This is a genomic window from Paenibacillus sp. WC2504 (assembly GCF_052682475.1).
Genome location: NZ_JBQZFH010000001.1, coordinates 7,206,188 through 7,226,112 on the forward strand (window position 1 = coordinate 7,206,188; position 19,925 = coordinate 7,226,112).

The 19,925-nt window shown below is 51.4% G+C and carries 12 protein-coding genes, 6 tRNA genes and 3 rRNA genes; 3 read left to right on the forward strand and 18 right to left on the reverse strand.

Annotated elements, in window-relative coordinates; genetic code table 11:
• Positions 1-53: 53 nt before the first annotated feature.
• Positions 54-764 (forward strand): FadR/GntR family transcriptional regulator, encoded by a 711-nt coding sequence (locus ACUN27_RS32780; RefSeq protein WP_445560279.1) that lies wholly within the window; start codon positions 54-56, stop codon positions 762-764.
• Positions 765-1,098: 334 nt separating this feature from the next.
• Here the strand turns inward: ACUN27_RS32780 and ACUN27_RS32785 are convergent.
• The 11 genes from ACUN27_RS32785 to ACUN27_RS32835 all read right to left on the reverse strand — a co-directional run bounded on the left by ACUN27_RS32785 (position 1,099) and on the right by ACUN27_RS32835 (position 8,945).
• Positions 1,099-1,178: transfer RNA gene (locus ACUN27_RS32785), tRNA-Leu, on the reverse strand.
• 5 nt (positions 1,179-1,183) lie between these two features.
• Positions 1,184-1,259, reverse strand: a tRNA-Thr gene (locus ACUN27_RS32790).
• 17 nt (positions 1,260-1,276) lie between these two features.
• Positions 1,277-1,352: transfer RNA gene (locus tag ACUN27_RS32795), tRNA-Phe, on the reverse strand.
• Between the two features lie 44 nt (positions 1,353-1,396).
• Positions 1,397-1,473 (reverse strand) — tRNA-Asp (locus tag ACUN27_RS32800).
• Between the two features lie 25 nt (positions 1,474-1,498).
• Positions 1,499-1,574: transfer RNA gene (locus ACUN27_RS32805), tRNA-Val, on the reverse strand.
• A gap of 9 nt (positions 1,575-1,583) precedes the next feature.
• Positions 1,584-1,658: transfer RNA gene (locus ACUN27_RS32810), tRNA-Glu, on the reverse strand.
• A gap of 43 nt (positions 1,659-1,701) precedes the next feature.
• Positions 1,702-1,818: ribosomal RNA gene (rrf, locus tag ACUN27_RS32815) — 5S ribosomal RNA — on the reverse strand.
• Between the two features lie 127 nt (positions 1,819-1,945).
• Positions 1,946-4,865 (reverse strand): 23S ribosomal RNA (locus ACUN27_RS32820).
• 216 nt (positions 4,866-5,081) lie between these two features.
• Positions 5,082-6,617 (reverse strand): 16S ribosomal RNA (locus tag ACUN27_RS32825).
• The 16S, 23S and 5S rRNA genes sit together here with 6 tRNA genes alongside, the layout of an rRNA operon.
• Positions 6,618-6,993: 376 nt before the next feature.
• Entirely contained in the window at positions 6,994-8,214 is a 1,221-nt protein-coding gene (locus ACUN27_RS32830; protein ID WP_315956103.1) for an ABC transporter permease, read from the reverse strand.
• A gap of 17 nt (positions 8,215-8,231) precedes the next feature.
• The gene (locus tag ACUN27_RS32835; RefSeq protein WP_326060925.1) at positions 8,232-8,945 is read right to left on the reverse strand and encodes an ABC transporter ATP-binding protein; all 714 of its coding nucleotides are present in this window, start codon (positions 8,943-8,945) and stop codon (positions 8,232-8,234) included.
• A gap of 417 nt (positions 8,946-9,362) precedes the next feature.
• On the opposite strand from ACUN27_RS32835, the gene ACUN27_RS32840 reads away from it, so the two are divergent.
• Both ACUN27_RS32840 and ablA read left to right on the forward strand, forming a co-directional pair.
• Entirely contained in the window at positions 9,363-10,784 is a 1,422-nt protein-coding gene (locus ACUN27_RS32840; protein WP_445560280.1) for a sigma-54 interaction domain-containing protein, read from the forward strand.
• A 113-nt stretch (positions 10,785-10,897) separates the two neighbouring features.
• On the forward strand, positions 10,898-12,334 hold the full coding sequence (ablA, locus tag ACUN27_RS32845; protein ID WP_315956106.1) for a lysine 2,3-aminomutase: 1,437 nt from the start codon (positions 10,898-10,900) through the stop codon (positions 12,332-12,334).
• A gap of 347 nt (positions 12,335-12,681) precedes the next feature.
• On the opposite strand, the gene ACUN27_RS32850 is transcribed toward ablA, so the two are convergent.
• Genes ACUN27_RS32850 through ACUN27_RS32880 form a run of 7 tightly spaced genes read right to left on the reverse strand, consistent with a single transcriptional unit; the run spans position 12,682 to position 19,793 of the window.
• A complete protein-coding gene (locus ACUN27_RS32850; protein ID WP_445560281.1) occupies positions 12,682-14,100 on the reverse strand; it encodes an aldehyde dehydrogenase family protein in 1,419 nt (472 codons plus the stop codon).
• A 15-nt stretch (positions 14,101-14,115) separates the two neighbouring features.
• Positions 14,116-15,471: a 4-aminobutyrate--2-oxoglutarate transaminase gene (gabT, locus tag ACUN27_RS32855; protein ID WP_445560282.1), complete on the reverse strand. Its 1,356-nt coding sequence runs from the start codon at positions 15,469-15,471 to the stop codon at positions 14,116-14,118.
• A 3-nt stretch (positions 15,472-15,474) separates the two neighbouring features.
• Complete coding sequence (locus ACUN27_RS32860; RefSeq protein WP_445560283.1) at positions 15,475-16,764, reverse strand: peptidase; 1,290 nt, start codon at positions 16,762-16,764, stop codon at positions 15,475-15,477.
• Between the two features lie 30 nt (positions 16,765-16,794).
• Positions 16,795-17,457 carry a 3-oxoacid CoA-transferase subunit B gene (locus tag ACUN27_RS32865; protein WP_315956110.1) on the reverse strand — a complete coding sequence of 221 codons (663 nt, stop codon included), beginning with the start codon at positions 17,455-17,457 and terminating at the stop codon, positions 16,795-16,797.
• Positions 17,424-18,134: a CoA transferase subunit A gene (locus tag ACUN27_RS32870; protein ID WP_315956111.1), complete on the reverse strand. Its 711-nt coding sequence runs from the start codon at positions 18,132-18,134 to the stop codon at positions 17,424-17,426. The genes ACUN27_RS32865 and ACUN27_RS32870 overlap by 34 nt, the downstream gene beginning before the upstream one ends.
• Entirely contained in the window at positions 18,121-19,488 is a 1,368-nt protein-coding gene (locus ACUN27_RS32875) for an aspartate aminotransferase family protein (RefSeq protein ID WP_445560284.1), read from the reverse strand. Before ACUN27_RS32875 ends, ACUN27_RS32870 begins: the two co-directional genes overlap by 14 nt.
• A gap of 41 nt (positions 19,489-19,529) precedes the next feature.
• Positions 19,530-19,793 carry a YokU family protein gene (locus tag ACUN27_RS32880; protein WP_127458613.1) on the reverse strand — a complete coding sequence of 88 codons (264 nt, stop codon included), beginning with the start codon at positions 19,791-19,793 and terminating at the stop codon, positions 19,530-19,532.
• Positions 19,794-19,925: the final 132 nt, after the last annotated feature.

The following is a 19,925-nucleotide window of genomic DNA, read 5'->3' on the forward strand; positions in this document are numbered from 1 at the left end:
CTATTTTAGCTTATGATTGAATAGATGTATAGATCTTTTATGGGGGAATTGGCATGGCATTTCAGCAGATACGGCCGCAAAAGGGCTCCGAAATCGTAATGGGGCAAATTAAGATGCAAATTGAGTCAGGAACTTATGCGCCAGGTTCGAAGCTGCCGACTGTCGTTGAGCTTGCTGCGAGCTTCCAAGTCGGCCGATCGACCATTCGCGAAGCACTGAGCGGGTTGAAAGCAATCGGATGGGTGGATATCCGGCATGGCGGCGGCACCTTCGTGAGCAATCCACTGCCTGTGGACAACGGATACCTCTTTGATCAAGGAGACTCCCTACAGGAAGTGCAGGAGGTGCGGAGATTCATCGAGGTAGGCTGCGCTTCGCTGGCCGCAAGTAGACGGACGGAAGCTAATATCGCGGAGCTTCGGGACATTCTTCAGTCGATGGAACGCTCCCTTGGCAACGAGGAAGATAGTGAACAAGCCGATATCCGCTTTCACCTGGAAATCGCCAAAGCCTCTCATAATTCCCTCATGATCGGAATGATGGAGTCTTTGACGGAGAGGCTTCAGGTGAGCATGAAGGCTTCTCGTCGTTTGTGGTTTTTTGCTGAGCTCGCGTCCGCCGAGAAGCTACTACAGGAGCATCGTGACATTGTCGATGCCATCGCTGCCGGGGACGAAGCCCTTGCGGCAGGTCGGATGTCACAGCATATACAGAAGGTGGACCAGGTGGTTCAACGATTGGCTAAACACTCATCGCATGATTGATGTTGCGACTTGATTTAAGGGAACAGCAAGCCGCTATTTCGGAGAAAACAGAGCTTCGCGTACTGTTGGGGAACTACAGGCTCTTATTTCTGTGAAATAAGCCATATAGTAGTCCCAAATGGAAAAATAGTGGCCTGTAGTTCCGCCAATCTGCTTAATAGGCCTATTTTCATTGAAATAATGGCCTCTAGTTCCTCTATCATATTGGATTAAGTGCAAACGCTCTTTCCTGCTTATGTAATGTAACAGGGGATGAGCGTTCTTTTAAGTTACGGGAGGAAACTAAAAGAAAAAAGCAGGTAAAACCATAGAATGGTCTTACCTGCTTGTGTGATGCGCGTAGAGGGACTTGAACCCCCACGGTCGCCCGCTAGATCCTAAGTCTAGTGCGTCTGCCAATTCCGCCATACGCGCGCTTGTGGTGCCGTCGAGAGGACTTGAACCCCCAACCTACTGATTACAAGTCAGTTGCTCTACCAGTTGAGCTACAACGGCATATTAAGTTGTAAAGATGGTGGCTCGGGACGGAATCGAACCGCCGACACGAGGATTTTCAGTCCTCTGCTCTACCGACTGAGCTACCGAGCCTTATGTACTTCTTTTAGTTTGTCCCATTCAATCAAAAAGATGAATGGCGGAGCCGACGGGATTCGAACCCGCGGTCTCCTGCGTGACAGGCAGGCATGTTAGGCCTCTACACCACGGCTCCGCGTTATAAAGATTAACTTTTTTAATGGTGAACGCTGACGGGATCGAACCGCCGACCCTTACCCTGTCAAGGTAATGCTCTCCCAGCTGAGCTAAGCGTTCAGGTAATTGTGGTGACCCGTAGGGGACTCGAACCCCTGTTACCTCCGTGAAAGGGAGGTGTCTTAACCACTTGACCAACGGGCCAAAATTCCCCAAAACGAAACTCCGTATTGGGGCAAAAGGTACTGCTTGGCAACGTTCTACTCTCCCAGAACCCTGCGGTTCAAGTACCATCGACGCTGGAGGGCTTAACGGTCGTGTTCAAGATGGGAACGCGTGGGTCCCCTCCGCCATCATCACCAAACAGTCAAAGCGTGTTTGCGCCTTGAAAACTAGATACGAAACTTGCGTAAAGTGGAATTCTTAGGGTTTCTGGGCCCCAATCAAGTACTCGGAATTCGCTACAAAGCTTATCTTCACTTGGTTGGGATTAGGTTAAGCCCTCGACCGATTAGTATTCGTCAGCTGCATGCATTGCTGCACTTCCACCTCGAACCTATCAACCTCGTCGTCTACAAGGGGTCTTACATACTGGGAAATCTCATCTTGAGGGGGGCTTCGCGCTTAGATGCTTTCAGCGCTTATCCCCTCCGTACATAGCTACCCAGCGGTGCCTCTGGCGAGACAACTGGTACACCAGCGGTACGTCCATCCCGGTCCTCTCGTACTAAGGACAGCTCCTCTCAAATTTCCTACGCCCGCGACAGATAGGGACCGAACTGTCTCACGACGTTCTGAACCCAGCTCGCGTACCGCTTTAATGGGCGAACAGCCCAACCCTTGGGACCTACTTCAGCCCCAGGATGCGATGAGCCGACATCGAGGTGCCAAACCTCCCCGTCGATGTGGACTCTTGGGGGAGATAAGCCTGTTATCCCCAGGGTAGCTTTTATCCGTTGAGCGATGGCCCTTCCATTCGGTACCACCGGATCACTAAGTCCGACTTTCGTCCCTGCTCGACTTGTAGGTCTCGCAGTCAAGCTCCCTTATGCCTTTGCACTCTGCGAATGATTTCCAACCATTCTGAGGGAACCTTTAAACGCCTCCGTTACATTTTAGGAGGCGACCGCCCCAGTCAAACTGCCCACCTGACACTGTCCCCATACCGGATCACGGTACCAGGTTAGAACTCCGATACGATCAGGGTGGTATCCCAACGGCGCCTCCACCCAAGCTGGCGCTCAGGCTTCAAAGGCTCCCACCTATCCTGTACAGATCGTACCAAAGTCCAATATCAAGCTGCAGTAAAGCTCCATGGGGTCTTTCCGTCTTGTCGCGGGTAACCTGCATCTTCACAGGTATTAAAATTTCACCGGATCTCTCGTTGAGACAGCGCCCAAGTCGTTACGCCATTCGTGCGGGTCAGAATTTACCTGACAAGGAATTTCGCTACCTTAGGACCGTTATAGTTACGGCCGCCGTTTACTGGGGCTTCAATTCATAGCTTCGGGGTTGCCCCCTAACCACTCCTCTTAACCTTCCAGCACCGGGCAGGCGTCAGCCCGTATACTTCGCCTTGCGGCTTCGCACAGACCTGTGTTTTTGCTAAACAGTCGCTTGGGCCTTTTCACTGCGGCCCCCTCGGGCTATTCACCCTACCGAGGCACCCCTTCTCCCGAAGTTACGGGGTCATTTTGCCGAGTTCCTTAACGAGAGTTCTTCCGCGCGCCTTAGAATTCTCTTCTCACCCACCTGTGTCGGTTTGCGGTACGGGCACCTTCGCCTGGCTAGAAGCTTTTCTTGGCAGTGTGAAATCATGACCTTCGGTACTTAAAGTTTCCCTCCCCATCACAGCCCAGCCTTACGGTTAGCGGATTTGCCTACTAACCAGCCTCACTGCTTGGACGAGCATCCATCAGCTCGCGTCACTATCCTTCTGCGTCACTCCATTGCTCATAACGGCTACGGTGGTACAGGAATTTCCACCTGTTGTCCATCGACTACGCCTTTCGGCCTCGCCTTAGGTCCCGACTTACCCTGAGCGGACGAGCCTTCCTCAGGAACCCTTAGGTTTTCGGCGGATCAGATTCTCACTGATCTTTTCGTTACTTATACCGGCATTCTCACTTGTATGCGCTCCACCTGTCCTTACGGTCAGAATTCAACGTACATACAACGCTCCCCTACCCATGCACATACGTGCAAGCCATAGCTTCGGTGGCGTGTTTAGCCCCGTTACATTTTCGGCGCAGAGTCACTCGACCAGTGAGCTATTACGCACTCTTTCAATGGTGGCTGCTTCTAAGCCAACATCCTGGTTGTCTGTGCAACTCCACATCCTTTCCCACTTAACACACACTTGGGGACCTTAGCTGATGGTCTGGGCTGTTTCCCTTTTGACAATGGATCTTAGCACTCACTGTCTGACTCCCGGATTTAAGTTTGTGGCATTCAGAGTTTGACTGGACTTGGTAACCCTTGGCGGGCCCCGCACCCAATCAGTGCTTTACCTCCACAACTCACAACATCCGAGGCTAGCCCTAAAGCTATTTCGGGGAGAACCAGCTATCTCCGAGTTCGATTGGAATTTCTCCGCTACCCCCACCTCATCCCCGAATTTTTCAACATTCGTGGGTTCGGGCCTCCAGTGAGTGTTACCTCACCTTCACCCTGGACAGGGGTAGATCACACGGTTTCGGGTCTACGTCCACGTACTCAAGCGCCCTATTCAGACTCGCTTTCGCTGCGGCTCCGTCTTTTCGACTTAACCTCGCACGGGAACGTAACTCGCCGGTTCATTCTACAAAAGGCACGCCATCACCCATATAGAGGGCTCTGACTTTTTGTAAGCACACGGTTTCAGGTTCTTTTTCACTCCGCTTCCGCGGTGCTTTTCACCTTTCCCTCACGGTACTGCTTCACTATCGGTCACTAGGGAGTATTTAGCCTTGGCAGATGGTCCTGCCGGATTCCGACGGGGTTTCACGTGACCCGCCGTACTCAGGATACCTCTAGGGGATTCGTTCGATTTAAGCTACAGGGCTTTTACCTTCTATGCCGGACCTTTCCAGATCACTTCGCCTACCAAACTAACCCCATGTTGAGGTCCTACAACCCCAAGGAGCAAGCTCCTTGGTTTGGGCTATTCCGCTTTCGCTCGCCGCTACTGACGGAATCACTTTTGTTTTCTTTTCCTCCAGGTACTTAGATGTTTCAGTTCCCTGGGTCTGCCTCCAATGTAGCTATGTATTCACTACATGGTAACTGCGCATTACCACAGCTGGGTTCCCCCATTCGGACATCCCCGGATCAAAGCCTGCTTACGGCTCCCCGAGGCATTTCGTCGTTCGCCACGTCCTTCTTCGGCTCCTAGTGCCTAGGCATCCTCCGTGTGCTCTTTCTAGCTTAACCTAGAAAAAAACATGTATAGATATTACCTAAGTTCTTACTTTACGTTTTGTTTCGTTATCTAGTTTTCAAGGAACAAGGTTGCAACCATTACATGCGCGAAGCGATGTTGGTTGTCAACTAATTTTGAAAGATTGCTCTTTCAAAACTGAACACGAGTGAGTAAACGTTGTGTGCTTGCGCACTTGACTGGGTCGTTTCAGACCCGAGTCTCCATAGAAAGGAGGTGATCCAGCCGCACCTTCCGATACGGCTACCTTGTTACGACTTCACCCCAATCATCTACCCCACCTTCGGCGGCTGGCTCCCTTGCGGGTTACCCCACCGACTTCGGGTGTTGTAAACTCTCGTGGTGTGACGGGCGGTGTGTACAAGACCCGGGAACGTATTCACCGCGGCATGCTGATCCGCGATTACTAGCAATTCCGACTTCATGCAGGCGAGTTGCAGCCTGCAATCCGAACTGAGATCGGCTTATAAGGATTGGCTCCACCTCGCGGCTTCGCTTCCCGTTGTACCGACCATTGTAGTACGTGTGTAGCCCAGGTCATAAGGGGCATGATGATTTGACGTCATCCCCACCTTCCTCCGGTTTGTCACCGGCAGTCATCTTAGAGTGCCCACCCGAAGTGCTGGCAACTAAGATCAAGGGTTGCGCTCGTTGCGGGACTTAACCCAACATCTCACGACACGAGCTGACGACAACCATGCACCACCTGTCTCCTCTGTCCCGAAGGAGGGCTCTATCTCTAGAGCTTGCAGAGGGATGTCAAGACCTGGTAAGGTTCTTCGCGTTGCTTCGAATTAAACCACATACTCCACTGCTTGTGCGGGTCCCCGTCAATTCCTTTGAGTTTCACTCTTGCGAGCGTACTCCCCAGGCGGCATACTTACTGTGTTAACTTCGGCACCGAGGAATCGAATCCCCAACACCTAGTATGCATCGTTTACGGCGTGGACTACCAGGGTATCTAATCCTGTTTGCTCCCCACGCTTTCGCGCCTCAGCGTCAGTTATAGGCCAGAAAGTCGCCTTCGCCACTGGTGTTCCTCCACATCTCTACGCATTTCACCGCTACACGTGGAATTCCACTTTCCTCTCCTACACTCAAGTCAACCAGTTTTGGATGCGAACCGGGGTTGAGCCCCGGGCTTAAACACCCAACTTAATTAACCGCCTGCGCGCGCTTTACGCCCAATAATTCCGGACAACGCTTGCCCCCTACGTATTACCGCGGCTGCTGGCACGTAGTTAGCCGGGGCTTTCTTCTCCTATACCGTCACACAAAGCGCAGTTACTCACCTTGCTGTTCGTCTAGGGCAACAGAGCTTTACGATCCGAAAACCTTCATCACTCACGCGGCGTTGCTCCGTCAGACTTGCGTCCATTGCGGAAGATTCCCTACTGCTGCCTCCCGTAGGAGTCTGGGCCGTGTCTCAGTCCCAGTGTGGCCGTTCACCCTCTCAGGTCGGCTACGCATCGTCGCCTTGGTAGGCCGTTACCCTACCAACTAGCTAATGCGCCGCAGGCCCATCTATAAGCCACAGATTGCTCCGTGTTTCATGATTCTCTCATGCGAGAAAACCAGTTATCCGGTCTTAGCTATCGTTTCCGATAGTTATCCCAGTCTTATAGGCAGGTTGCCTACGTGTTACTCACCCGTCCGCCGCTAAGCACCGAAGTGCTCCGCTCGACTTGCATGTATTAGGCACGCCGCCAGCGTTCGTCCTGAGCCAGGATCAAACTCTCCATAATAGAAAAGCTGAATAGCTCAATTGACTTGCTAGCGAGATTATTCATCTCATTTATAGTCGATTACTCGACTGTGCTTACTCACTCGTTGTTCAGTTTTCAAAGATCAATTTCTTTCGCTCACTGCCGTGTTACCGAAGCAGCGAAAAGTAATATACCATGTCGAAATTTGATTTGCAAGCTTTTTTTTTAATTCTTTTTCGACACTTTTCTGAGAGCTATTTAACCTGTCTTTGAACGACAGATTAGCAATATACCATGGTTCCAGAAGGATTACAACCTCTAATTAGACTTTCATGCACACAAAAAAAGAACAACGCTGTATGTCTGCAACGTTGTTCTTTTCAACTATAGCTTATTTCAGTGAAACGCTCGCCATTCAATACCAGCTTGTAAATACGGAAGAAGTCCCATAAGCCAAAGGAAATGCAGCTCCAACCATCAGGACAGGTCCCCACCAAGTGAAGAAGGAGATCCCCATACATAGGCTAATCAGGATTAGCGCAGGCAGCACAAGAATAGGTGTCGATAATTGGAGAGCTTGATGCTTCTCTGTATCCTGGATAGGAAATAGCGTTAAAAAGGGTGTCCTGAGCTCGTCCTTACAAAAGGATTTCCTCCAAAATACCAACGCGCACGCGGCAACAATCCAGATCGTAATTTTTAGTGGTCCCGGCATGATAAACATAGCCGCACTAATCAGAGCGGCAAACTGTATCGTTTGCTTCCACTGCGTGCCATTTCTAAAGAACGATTTTACTAACAAATCAGCGATGCCGTTACCAGCGCCTTTCCCTTTAAACAAACGTTGCGAATTTTTGAATAATAGGGGACGCTTTCGCTTCGGTTTTCTTTTTCTCTCCGTAACACGAATTAACATTAAAGAAACAATCCGCATCCGCGAGTCGCGCTCTCTGGCGATATCTGCGAAGAAAGCCCCTTTCTCTTGCAAACGTACTTTGCTCAAGTATACAGCCAATACGAGTAACAGCAGATGAACCGCCCAAATATAAAGTGCGTCCTGACTGACCGCCGTAACCAGCTTTTGATACACAAAGAACAGCCCTGCAAAAGCAACGATCCGCAGCATCCAATGAAGGATTCCCTGCATACGAAGGGCTACCAATTGACGAAGTAAGCCTAAATTAATTTTTAGCAGATAAGTAATCAACCACAGGGCAATCAGCTGAGGTGCACGAAAGCCATACGCCTGAACGAGCAAAGGAAGAAACACAAGCATCAAAAGAAGCGTTGTAATCCCCTGCAGCATAAGGGAATATCTATGTCCGAGTCGCATGAGATGCTGAAACCACCGCCGGTTCTGCCGTAGGAATAGCTGATCGCCTTCCTCAACAAAGTATCGAATGGTCCCGAGCCAAGTGAACACATAGAAGGCCGTTCCAATCATAAACAAGGATATCCAGCTAAACCAAGAAGGTTGAGCCACCCACCAAGAGTAGTATTGATAACCAGCCACAATGATCAGCGGAATGACAAAATAGATCGCAATAACCCAATCTACAGCCATTCGCATCGCTTTATACTGAAAAAACCAATCCGATCGAACGCGCCTAGCAAAAAGCTGAAAACTGTTTTTCAAAATACGGTCCCTCCTTTCTAGAGTAAGGAATGGAAACAATCGAATAATGGCGCGTCCGGCATGCCGCATTGTTGTTGGATGTCCTTCAAGGTTCCGTTAGCCACCAGTCTGCCACCTGACAGAAGCACAAACGAACTGCATATCCGTTCTGCTGTGTCCAGCACATGGGTACTCATCAAAATGCCGGCGCCCCGCTTACGCTCCTCATCTAACATCCCAATGAAATCTTTGATCGCCTTCGGATCAAGTCCAATGAATGGCTCATCCACAATGTACACGTCCGGTTTATTCAAAAAGCCCAGAATCAGCATGATTTTCTGCTGCATCCCTTTGGAGAATTTGCCCGGTAATTGATGCTTCTCGTCCAACAGCCGAAACCTGTGCAAGAGATCATCCGCGCGCTCCAGGAATACGGTTCGATCCAGTTCATAAACGGAAGCAGCAAATTCCATATGCTCCCACAACGTCAACTCATCGTACAAAATAGGATGCTCAGGAATATAGGCGTAGCTTTTTTGCTCACCCATAAAAGAAATTTTCCCTTTAAAATCCTTCAGCAAACCCAGGATGCTCTTCATCGTCGTGCTTTTGCCGGCTCCATTGGGACCTAACAGACCTACAAGTTCACCTTGCCGCACCTCAAAATGAATGTTTTTGATAATATCCGGAACCTCGTCATAACCAGCCTGATCAATATGTACTTCTAATACGGCTAATCGTTCTTCTGACATTACGATCACATTCCCTTCTACCCTCATCCTATATAAGGCATCTTTGCATTTCTGCCGCTTTTTTTCAAGCTATCAATCTCCGATGTATATAATTCTATGATTTGGTCAAATCTAGTATCTATTACTCTATCAATTCTTCTACTAACAAAAAGGAGGTGCTGTACATGAAAACTGACATGAAAAAGAACGTCCTGCTCAATCGCTACCATTTTCTGATGTGGGCAAAAACAGGCGACATGATGTATCTGAAATTAATCGGAACCGCCTTGTCTCATTAATCGAACTCATACCTAACAGCCGAAGCCGTTAAGGGCCATGTCCCTTCGGCTTTTTGTATTTGCAGGTCTTATTCCGCTCTCGCCATCATAAGATGTTAAGTGAATCACGGAACCATCCTTACGCGAGGGGGGATACTTCATGTCCGGGCATAACGAGCATGGCGCAGCTTATTTTGAAAAAATGCTGAATATCATTGATGTCGGTGTTCATCTCATTGACCGTGGGGGAATCACGATTTTTTATAATGATAAAATGGCGGAAACGGATGGGCTGAAGCGTGAGCAGGTTGTCGGGAAAAATTTTTTTGAGTTGTTCCCTTCTCTAACCAATGAAACGAGCACCTTCATGAAGGTTTTGCAAACCGGCACAGAAATTCGTGAGAAAATCCAAACGTACGTCAGCGTCACTGGCAAAAGAATCACCACAATCAACAGCACGTACCCGCTTCTGGAAAATGGAGACATCATCGGCGCTTTGGAAGTGGCCAAAGATATCACAAGCATCGTTCATCTCCACGATCAAATTCTGGACCTTCGGCATCAAATTTACGAGTCCCCCTCCAAAGATAAGAAGCACACAAGCTCCGCCCGCTACCATTTCAGCGATTTAATCGGCACTAACGAAGATTTCCTTCGAACGATTTCTTTTGCCAAAAAAGCATCGCGTACAAGCTCGCCGGTTCTAATATGCGGCCCTACCGGCACGGGCAAAGAATTAGTAGCCCAGAGCATCCATAATGCCGGGGCCCGTAGAAGCCGCCTTTTTATCGCGCAAAATTGTGCAGCTGTCCCCAACGAGCTCATGGAAGGCATCATGTTTGGAACGGCAAGAGGCGCCTTTACCGGGGCCATTGACCGTGCCGGCTTATTTGAGCAGGCGAATGGCGGAACGCTTTTTCTGGATGAACTGAACAGCTTGGATTTAATTCTACAGGCCAAACTGCTGCGCGTGCTGCAGGATGGGCTTGTTCGCCGGGTCGGGGGCACACAGGAGCAGCAGGTGGATGTCCGCATCATTACCGCTATGAATATTGATCCAAAAGAGGCACTTGATAAGGGGCTTTTGCGCAGCGATCTTTTTTACAGGCTGAATGTGGTGAATCTGACGCTTCCTCCGCTCGCTGGGCGCAAAGAGGATATTCCGATTTTGACGAACCATTTTATCGATACGTTTAATGACTTGTTTGGTATGAAAATTACGGGGATAGCGCCAGCAGCCATGCAGCGTTTGCTCGACTATCACTGGCCGGGAAATATTCGCGAACTGAGCCATGCGATCGAATCGACCTACAATATGATGGAGCTGGAATGCGAAATCATTGAAGAGGCGCACCTCCCCGCTTCGATCTTGGGGATCCACCCACTGCGGTATGAAAAACAGTATGAAGGGGCAATTTCAACCGGCTTAACCGATAAAGTGAAACAGTTGGAAAAAGAAGCGATTGTGAACGCGCTCACCCGCCATCAATACAATATAACCCTTACCGCTCAAGCCCTCGGCATCAAACGCCAAGCCCTGCAGTATAAACTTAATCGCTACGGCATCGTGAGAAAACCTTAGTCTGTCAGACTCCGTTAGGAGTCTTTTTTGCGTTTTCCAGCGTCAGGAGGAAATGTTGGCATGCTTTTTGCATCTTCTATTACTGAGCAAACATCATTACTGGAGGTGCCAATATGGAACGACGTCACTGGAAGCAAGTTGCGCTATGGAAAAACGTCACGGATGAGCAGTGGAATGATTGGCTTTGGCAGCTGACACATACCATTCGTTCCTTGGATGATTTGAAAAAAGTGGTGAATCTAACCCCTGAGGAAGAAGAGGGCGTTCGCATCTCGACGCAGACGATCCCTTTGAATATTACCCCCTACTATGCATCCTTGATGAATCCTGATGATCCAAGATGCCCGATTCGTATGCAATCTGTCCCTGTTTCCGCCGAATTGCTGAAAACAAAATATGATCTGGAGGACCCTCTGCACGAGGATGAAGACTCTCCTACGCCAGGTTTGACACATCGTTACCCGGATCGGGTACTTTTTCTGGTTACCAATCAGTGCTCCATGTACTGCCGTTACTGCACGCGCCGCCGTTTCTCCGGTCAAGTGGGCATGGGTGTTCCCAAAAAACAATTGGATGACGCCATTGCGTATATTCGAAATACGCCTGAGGTGCGCGACGTTTTGCTGTCCGGCGGGGATGGGCTGCTGATTAATGATAATATTTTAGAATATATCCTGAAAAATTTGCGGGCGATTCCCCATGTTGAAATCATCCGGATCGGTACGAGGGCACCGGTTGTTTTTCCGCAGCGGATTACGGAGCATTTGTGTACCATCATCAAAAAATATCATCCCGTCTGGCTCAACACGCATTTCAATCACCCTTTGGAAATGACGGAGGAAGCAAAAAAATCATGCGCCATGCTCGCCGATGCGGGTGTTCCTCTGGGCAATCAGTCCGTGATTCTAGCGGGCATCAACGACAGCACTTACATTATGAAAAAGCTCATGCATGATCTTGTCAAAATGCGTGTGCGCCCTTATTACATTTATCAATGTGATTTGTCCGAAGGCATCGGCCATTTCCGGGCTCCGGTGTCCAAGGGCCTCGAAATTATTGAAGCGCTGCGCGGACATACGTCTGGGTATGCTGTGCCTACCTTTGTTGTTGACGCTCCCGGTGGCGGAGGAAAAATCGCGCTCCAGCCGAACTATTTGATCTCGCAGAGCCAAGATAAGGTTATTTTGCGCAACTACGAAGGCGTCATCGTTGGGTACCCAGAGCCCAAAAATTATGTACCGGGCCGGGCGGATGAATATTTCAACGAAATCTACGGTGTGGAGAAGCAGCCTGAAAGCACGGGCATTATCGCGCTGATGAAAGATGAAAAATTCAACTTGGTGCCAGAAAACTTGCGCCGGATTGGCAGAAGAAAAGCCTACTCGGAGGCGCCTGAGCACGCCTCATTAAAGGACCGCCGTACTAAGCGGGATGAAATGAAGGATAAGCTGATGAAGGCGCAGCAGAAAGAGAGTAAAGTTGGCGCTTCGGATGGCAGCCATTCCTCGGATGGGCCTGGCGAGGGTAAGGAGCCTGATGCGGAGAGCTGAGCGTGAGGCGAGCGAGGGCATGAGGAGCGGAGGGCAAAGTGCGTGGAGCGAGAGCGAAAGGGAACTACAGGCCGTTATTCTGCAGGAAAGCAGCTCTACGACGCGCCGGAGGGAACTACGGGACGCTATTTCCCCGTTTTCGGCTCAAATGCAGGCATTTGAGGCCAAATAAGGGCCTGTAGTTCCTCTCAGGAGCCAATTCGGCGGATCGCGCTCGAATAGCGCCCTGTAGTTCCCCTGCATGCGCAAGAGTTCCTGCATAGCGCCAGAATAAACAATGAAGGGGATGCCCTCGGGCTCCCCTTCAACATTTATGGCAACGGACAGGCCGGCGAAGCAGCCCACGCTTACTTTTTAAAGCACACCAGCTTAAGCTCCGTCAGCTCCTCCACGGCATATTTCACGCCTTCGCGTCCTGTGCCGCTCTCCTTGACGCCGCCGTATGGCATGTGGTCCACACGGAAGGTGGGAATGTCATTAATCATGACGCCCCCCACCTCCAACGCTTCGGCAGCGGCGAACGCTGTACCGATATTTTGCGTGTAGATGCCCGCTTGCAGGCCGTACCGGGAGTCGTTCACCAGCCCGATTCCCTCCTCGACGGACGCAATCTTATTGATCATAACAACGGGAGCAAACGCCTCCCGGCAGGAGATGCTGCTCGACGCAGCAACATGAAGCAGGACTGTCGGATGCACGACATTCCCTTCCTTCTTGTTGCCGGTTGCGACAACAGCGCCGGAGCGCTCGGCATCTGCGATCCACTCCAACGCCCGCAAAACGTCACGCGGAGCGATGACAGCTGAAACATCCGTCTGGGGATCTAGCGGGTCCCCCAATCGAAGCATCTCTGTCTGCTTGACGAACTTCCCGACAAACTCGTCAAACAGCCCTTCATGCACGTAAATCCGTTGAATGGAAATGCACACCTGGCCTGCATAGGAGAAAGCCCCCGTAACAGCCCGCGCGATCATGCTGTCCACATCCGTCCCTTGATCCACAATGAGCGCAGAATTGGAGCCTAATTCCAAAATCACTTTCTTCAGGCCTGCCTTACTCCGTATGGCAATCCCGACTTCCGGGCTTCCCGTGAAGGTAACCGCCTTCACTCTTGCATCCGTCACCAGGATGTCGCCGATGGCGCTCCCGCTGCCGGTTACAACGTTCAGCGCCCCTGCAGGAAGCCCCGCCTGCTGCAAGAGCTCCGCCAAAAACAACGCAGACAGCGGCGTTTGTCCCGCCGGCTTCAAAACGATGGTGTTGCCCGCAGCCAGCGCAGGACCCACCTTATGCGCAACCAAATTCATCGGAAAGTTAAACGGTGTTATCGCCGCAACAACCCCCAATGGCTGGCGGATCGTATACGCCACGCGATCCTCCCCGCCGGGCGCTGCGTCCATCGGAATCGTTTCGCCGTGAATCCGCTTCGCCTCTTCAGCTGCGAACTTGTACGTTGCGATGGTCCGCTCTACTTCAAGCTTTGCCGTCTTCAGCGGCTTCGCTGCTTCAAGCGCGATAATGCGAGCGCACTCGTCCTCATTATCGCAAATCAAGGCAGCCAGCCGCTCTAATATTGCGGCGCGTTCATGTGCAGGCATTTGCGCCATCAAAGGTCTGGCCCGTTCAGCCGCCTCCAGTGCGTGCTGCACCTCGGCCGCTCCTGCGTAGGCAATCTCGGCAATTTGTTCACCGCTGTATGGCGAGAATAAGGGCCGATATTCGCCGGCTTCTACCCACCGGCCCTCAATGAATAAATGCTTTTTCATGCTGTTTCCCCTTTTCTAACCGCCGCAGGCCCTGAACGCCGCCTCCAGCACATCAAGGCTCTCAGCGAGCTGTTCGTCTGTGATCACTAGCGGGCTTAGGATACGAATCACATTTCCGTAAATACCTGCACTCATAATGATTACCCCATGCTGATGCGCTTCCTGCAAAATCCGAGCCGTCAACTCCTTATCCGGCGCTCGGCTCACAGGATTTTTCACGATCTCAATAGCACTCATGGCACCCAATGTACGCACATCCCCGATGAAGCTGAGTTCCTGCTGTATACGCCCAAAACGCTCCGTGACGACTGCGCCGATCGTGGCAGCCCGTTCGGAGAGCCGCTCCTCCTCCAGCATCGCAATAACCTGCAGGGCTGCAGCACAACCAAGCGGACTGCCGCCATACGTGCCCCCGATTTCCCCGATCCCCGGAGCATCCATGATCTCCGCTCTGCCGGTCACGGCGCTAATCGGGAGGCCGGCTGCAATCGATTTGGACATCGTCATGAGATCCGGTACAACACCGTGGTGCTCCATCGCAAACATTTTACCCGTACGCCCAAAACCTGTCTGCACTTCATCAGCGATAAGCAAAATCCCATATTTCTCGCATATGGCTTTGACGCCTTGAATGAAACGCGTGGAAGGGATGACAAATCCCCCTTCGCCTTGAACCGGCTCCAGAATCACGGCAGCGACGTCCTCGCCCGGAACCTCAGACAAGAAAAAATCATCAAACTTCTGCAAGATGTAAGCATCGAGCTCATCCGCAGACATGCCGTTAGGGGCACGGTAGTAGTAGGGATATGGCATTTTATAGGTGTCGGGCGCAAAAGGACCGAAGCCATTTTTATAAGGCTTCACTTTACTCGTGAGCGACATCGCCATGTAAGTTCTCCCGTGGAAGCCTCGCTCAAAGGAAATAATAGCTTTACGCCCCGTAAACTTGCGTGCGATTTTTACCGCATTCTCGACAGCCTCTGCTCCGCTGTTCAAAAAAAACGTTTTTTTCGCATGATCACCTGGCGTCAATTCGTTTAATTTCTCAGCAAGAGCGACATATGGCTCATACATCATCACATGAAAGCATGGATGCAAATAATTGTCCAGCTGCGCCTTCAGAGCTTCCACCACTTTAGGCGGGCAGTGGCCGACATTTAAAGAGCCGATTGCTCCAGCCAAGTCGATAAAAGTATTCCCGTCGACATCCGTGAGCAAGGCTCCTTCCCCTTTTGCCGCAAAGGTAGGTACGGTATTGAAAGGCCCCCGTGGAATGCTCGCCATGCGCCGCTCCAGCAGTTTCTGAGCTTCCGGACCCGGCAGAGAGGTCTTCATGTCAATGTACGTCTTCCTTCTCTCCTTCACATCCATCCCCTATGCCTCCATTCTGTCAAAACCACACCAGTCAATCAAGGTTAGCGCGATAATCTCAGCAGCCTTGAACACATCCTCCAGCACAATGTGCTCATTCGGATAATGCGCCACTTCCGTAATTCCGGGGCCGAAAACAATGCAAGGCGTATCGCCCAGCTGCGTGAGCAAGCCGCCATCCGTGCCCCAAGGCGATGCTTCGATGACGGGCTCTTCCTGCTTAACCGCGCGAAACTGCTGCATAAGCACTTGCATCAAAGGGTGTTCGGGATCAACGCTGCCCGGCACCCATTGCGCCCCATACCACTCCAGTTCTGGCGGATGCTCGGCAAACCATGGATCAGCTTCCTTCAGCTGCTCCAACCAATTCAACATTTCCTCCTTGGCATCTTGCAGCATCTCCTCAGGGGCAACCCCCATGCGACCCTCCAGTTTTACGGTATCTGGAACAGACGAAGGCCAATTCCCGCCTTGAATAACGCCAAGATTAATAGGAATCGGAATCGGGTTGTTCGCATAGAGCGGATCAGTGATCCGGGTATTCCTCTCCTTCTCAAGCTCCAGGATATGCTGAATGACTTTGACGCTTTTCTCAATAGCGCTCACGCCTTCATACCTTGTTCCGCCATGCGCCGACCGCCCTTTGACTTCAATGCGGAACCACATCGAGCCTTGCTGTTTGGGGAAAATGCGGAAATTTGTAGGTTCCGGAATCAGAGCTGCGTCGGCCCGGTAACCCCTTAGAATAGCCGCCAGCGTTCCGGCCCCGCCGCTTTCTTCTTCCACAACGCTTTGGAAAATAACGTCACCTTTCAGCTTCAGCCCCACACCCTGAATAGCACCGAGGGCTAGCAAAAGCGCTGTATTGCCGCCTTTCATATCCGTTGATCCACGTCCATACAGCTTGCCGTCAACCACTTCGCCGCTGTAAGGGTCGTGTGCCCACTGATTCCGCTGGCCTTCCGGCACAACGTCTACATGGCCGTTCAGCAGGATGGAACGTCCGCCTCCTGTTCCCTTCATAACGCCCACAACATTAGGACTGCCTGCAAAATGGCTCCGTGGCGAACAAAAATACGGATGATCCGCAAGCTCCTCTCCGTCCGGCTCCCACATATCCACATCCATTCTCATGCCCCGCAGCTGATCGGCAACGAGCAGTTGAACTTCCTTCTCGTTGCCTTGTGTGCTTGCAATTCGGACCATTTGCTGCAGCAGTGCGGTCCCTGCGTCACGATGAAGCGTGATCCACTCATGAATGCGCTCCGACAGTTCAGCCTTCGGATTCGGCAATGGAATTCCCTCCTTCTGGTTCGCTTTCCATTATGGAATATAGGTAATATGCTCAGGAATGATTAAAGCCGCTTCGGTATGGCGAACGACGTCATCAACAGTATATGGAGACATAATCTCCTTCAAAAGCAAGCCATGTTCCACCACTTCCATCACGGCCATCTCCGTAATAATCAGTTTCACGCAAGCCCTGGCCGTCAGCGGCAATTCGCACTGCTTCTTCACTTTGGACTCTCCCTGCCGATTGACATGGTTCATGAGCACGATGACTTTTTTCGCTTTCTGCGCAAGCTCCATTGCCCCGCCGATGCCGGCCACCCGCTTCCCAGGCACGATCCAATTCGCCAAATCGCCGCGTTCGCTAACCTCCAGCGCCCCAAGGATCGTAATATCAATGCAGCCCCTGCGAATCATGGCAAAAGCGATGGAGCTGTCGCAATAGGAGGCTCCGTCGACAATCGTGACCGGATACCCGCCCGCGTTGCAGAGAAACGCATCTTCCTCTCCGGGGTTCGGAGCTCCGCCTGCATACAAGATGCCGTTTTCCGCATGAAAAACGATCTGCACACCCTCCGGCACGTAGTCCGCAACCTGGGTTGGAATGCCAATGCCTAAATTGACGGCCATGCCGTTCTTTAATTCCTGAGCGGCCCGTTTCGCTATTCGGTCACGGTTTTCTTTTCCCATACCCATTGCCAGTTCACTCCTTTGCTGAGGATGACCATATCGACAAAAATGCCCGGCGTAACAATGCTTTCAGGGTCCAGCGCGCCAAGAGGCACAATTTCATCCACCTCGGCAATGGTAAATGTCCCTGCCATCGCCACGAGCGGATTATAATTTCTGCCGCTTTTATCATAAACAAGATTGCCGTAAGGGTCCGCCTTCAAAGCATGAACAATGGCCACATCGGCCGTCAAAGCCGGTTCCACCAAATACGTACGCTCCGCAATCGATACCGTCTCCCTGCCTTCTCCCATCATCGTCCCGACACCGACGTCCACCAGAATGCCTCCGAGGCCGACTCCGCCTGCTCGAATTTTCTCCGCCAGCGTACCTTGCGGGTAAAAAACGACCTCCATGGTGCCGTCTTCCATCATTTGACCAGCGTTAGGATTGGAGCCGATATGGGAAGCAATCACCTTTTTCACCCGTCCGGCGGTTACTAAACGGCCAATTCCGATATGAGGAAAACCGGTATCGTTGCCGATAATCGTTAAGTCTTTGACCCCTTTGCTTAAAATGCCATCGATCAGCGTTGGTGGTGTGCCGATACCGCCAAACCCGCCGTACATAAGCGTGCAGCCGTCATTAATCGCATGAAGCGCCTCTTCCAAGCTCTTCACTTTGCTCAGCTCAGATCTCTCCATCTTTGCCACCTCCCGCCGATTCCCTGGTCAACTCATCCGCAACTTCCCGAATCGCTTCCTCCAAAAGCTGTACGAGCTGATCAACTTCCGCTTCCGTAATGACCAGAGGCGGCGCCACAATAATGGCGTCCCCAGCCCCATCCACAGCGCCAGCTGCGGGGTAAACGAGCAGGCCTTTTTGAAAGGCTTTATCTATGATTCGGGAAGTGATGCCCTCCACAGGTGGGAACATCGTCTTATAGTCTCGATCTTGGACGAACTCCAGGGCCAGAAGAAGCCCTCTCCCCCTGACATCGCCAATGATTTCGATGCCATCCGCCATTTGACGCAGTTTAGCTAGCAGATATGCACCCATGCTTCGAGCTGACTGAGCTAGTTGATGCTTCAGGGCGTAGTCCAGCACTGCTAGCGAGATGGCGGCCGACTGTGGGTTGGCACTGTACGTATGGCCGGCCATTATGCTCTTGGAGCCTTGCAAAATAGGCGCCATCACGTGATCTTTAACCAGCGTTGCAGCCATCGGTGTGTAACCGGCGCTCAAGCCTTTCCCCAGTGCGATCAGATCGGGCTCTACGCCTTCATGCTGCATGCCAAACATTTCACCCGTACGAGCAATGCCGGTCATCACCTCATCGGCGATAAATAAGATCTCATAGCGCTCACAAATCTCTTTGATTTTCTTAAAATAACCCGCAGGCGGCACTATCGCTCCTCCAGCAGCCCCGACTACAGGCTCCGCAATGAAGGCGGCGATATGCTCGGCGCCGATTCGTTTAATCGCTGTTTCCAAGTCGTCTGCGCACGCCAGCTTGCAGGAAGCTGCGTTCATTTTGAACGGACACCGATAGCAATAGGCGGGAGCAACGACTGGGAAATCCTCTAACAGCGGTATAAACCGCCTTCGTCTAAGTACATGGCCGGACATCGAAAGCGCGCCCATGGTGATGCCATGATAGCTCATCCTGCGTGAGATCACTTTGTTCTTCCCCAAGCGGCCCTTCTCTTGCCAATGCTGAATGGCAATCTTCATCGCCGTTTCCGTCGCTTCAGAGCCGCTGTTCACGAAGAAGGCCCAATAGTCGCCCCCTGGCGCCAAATCGCTCAGCTTCTTCGCCAGTTTCTCTGCCGGTTCACTTGTGAACTGTGAACGGTACACAAAAGATACCTTACTCGCCTGCTCCATCATGGCATCGATAATGTCTTGCACGCCGTGCCCGATGCCGGCCGTCACGGCCCCTGATGAGGCATCCAGATACGCTTTGCCCTGCTCGTCGTAGAGGAACACCCCTTTGCCATATTGAATCGTGGGATAAGGATGATCCAGTACCGGCTTGATTAAATGCTCCCGCCCCATAAGGCACCCCCGCTAATCAGCCATCACTATCGTTGTTGATTTTATTTCAAGAACATATTTTTGACCCGAGGAGCTTTCATCAGATCTTCATAGTGAAAGGAGCTTCCGAGCGCAGAAACATCATGCCAATACAGCATCTCTTCGATCTGCTGGGCAGTGCCTTCCAGCACATACGTTCGGCAGTTCGCGCACTCGATCGCGGGTACGTTCAAAATCTGTACAGCCATCCTCCCGTCCGGCATGATCCAGTAGCAATCTTTTACCCCTTCACGGACATCTTCCGTTTCACACCACATGCACTGCATAAGCGCTCAGCCTCCTTCATGAGATATGGTTTGCGTTACGACTGCTACTGCCTAATAACGAAGCAAAATGCATGCCAACTTTGGACCGACACCCCCAACTATTGCAAGGCTAATCTAATGGATCGAAGCATA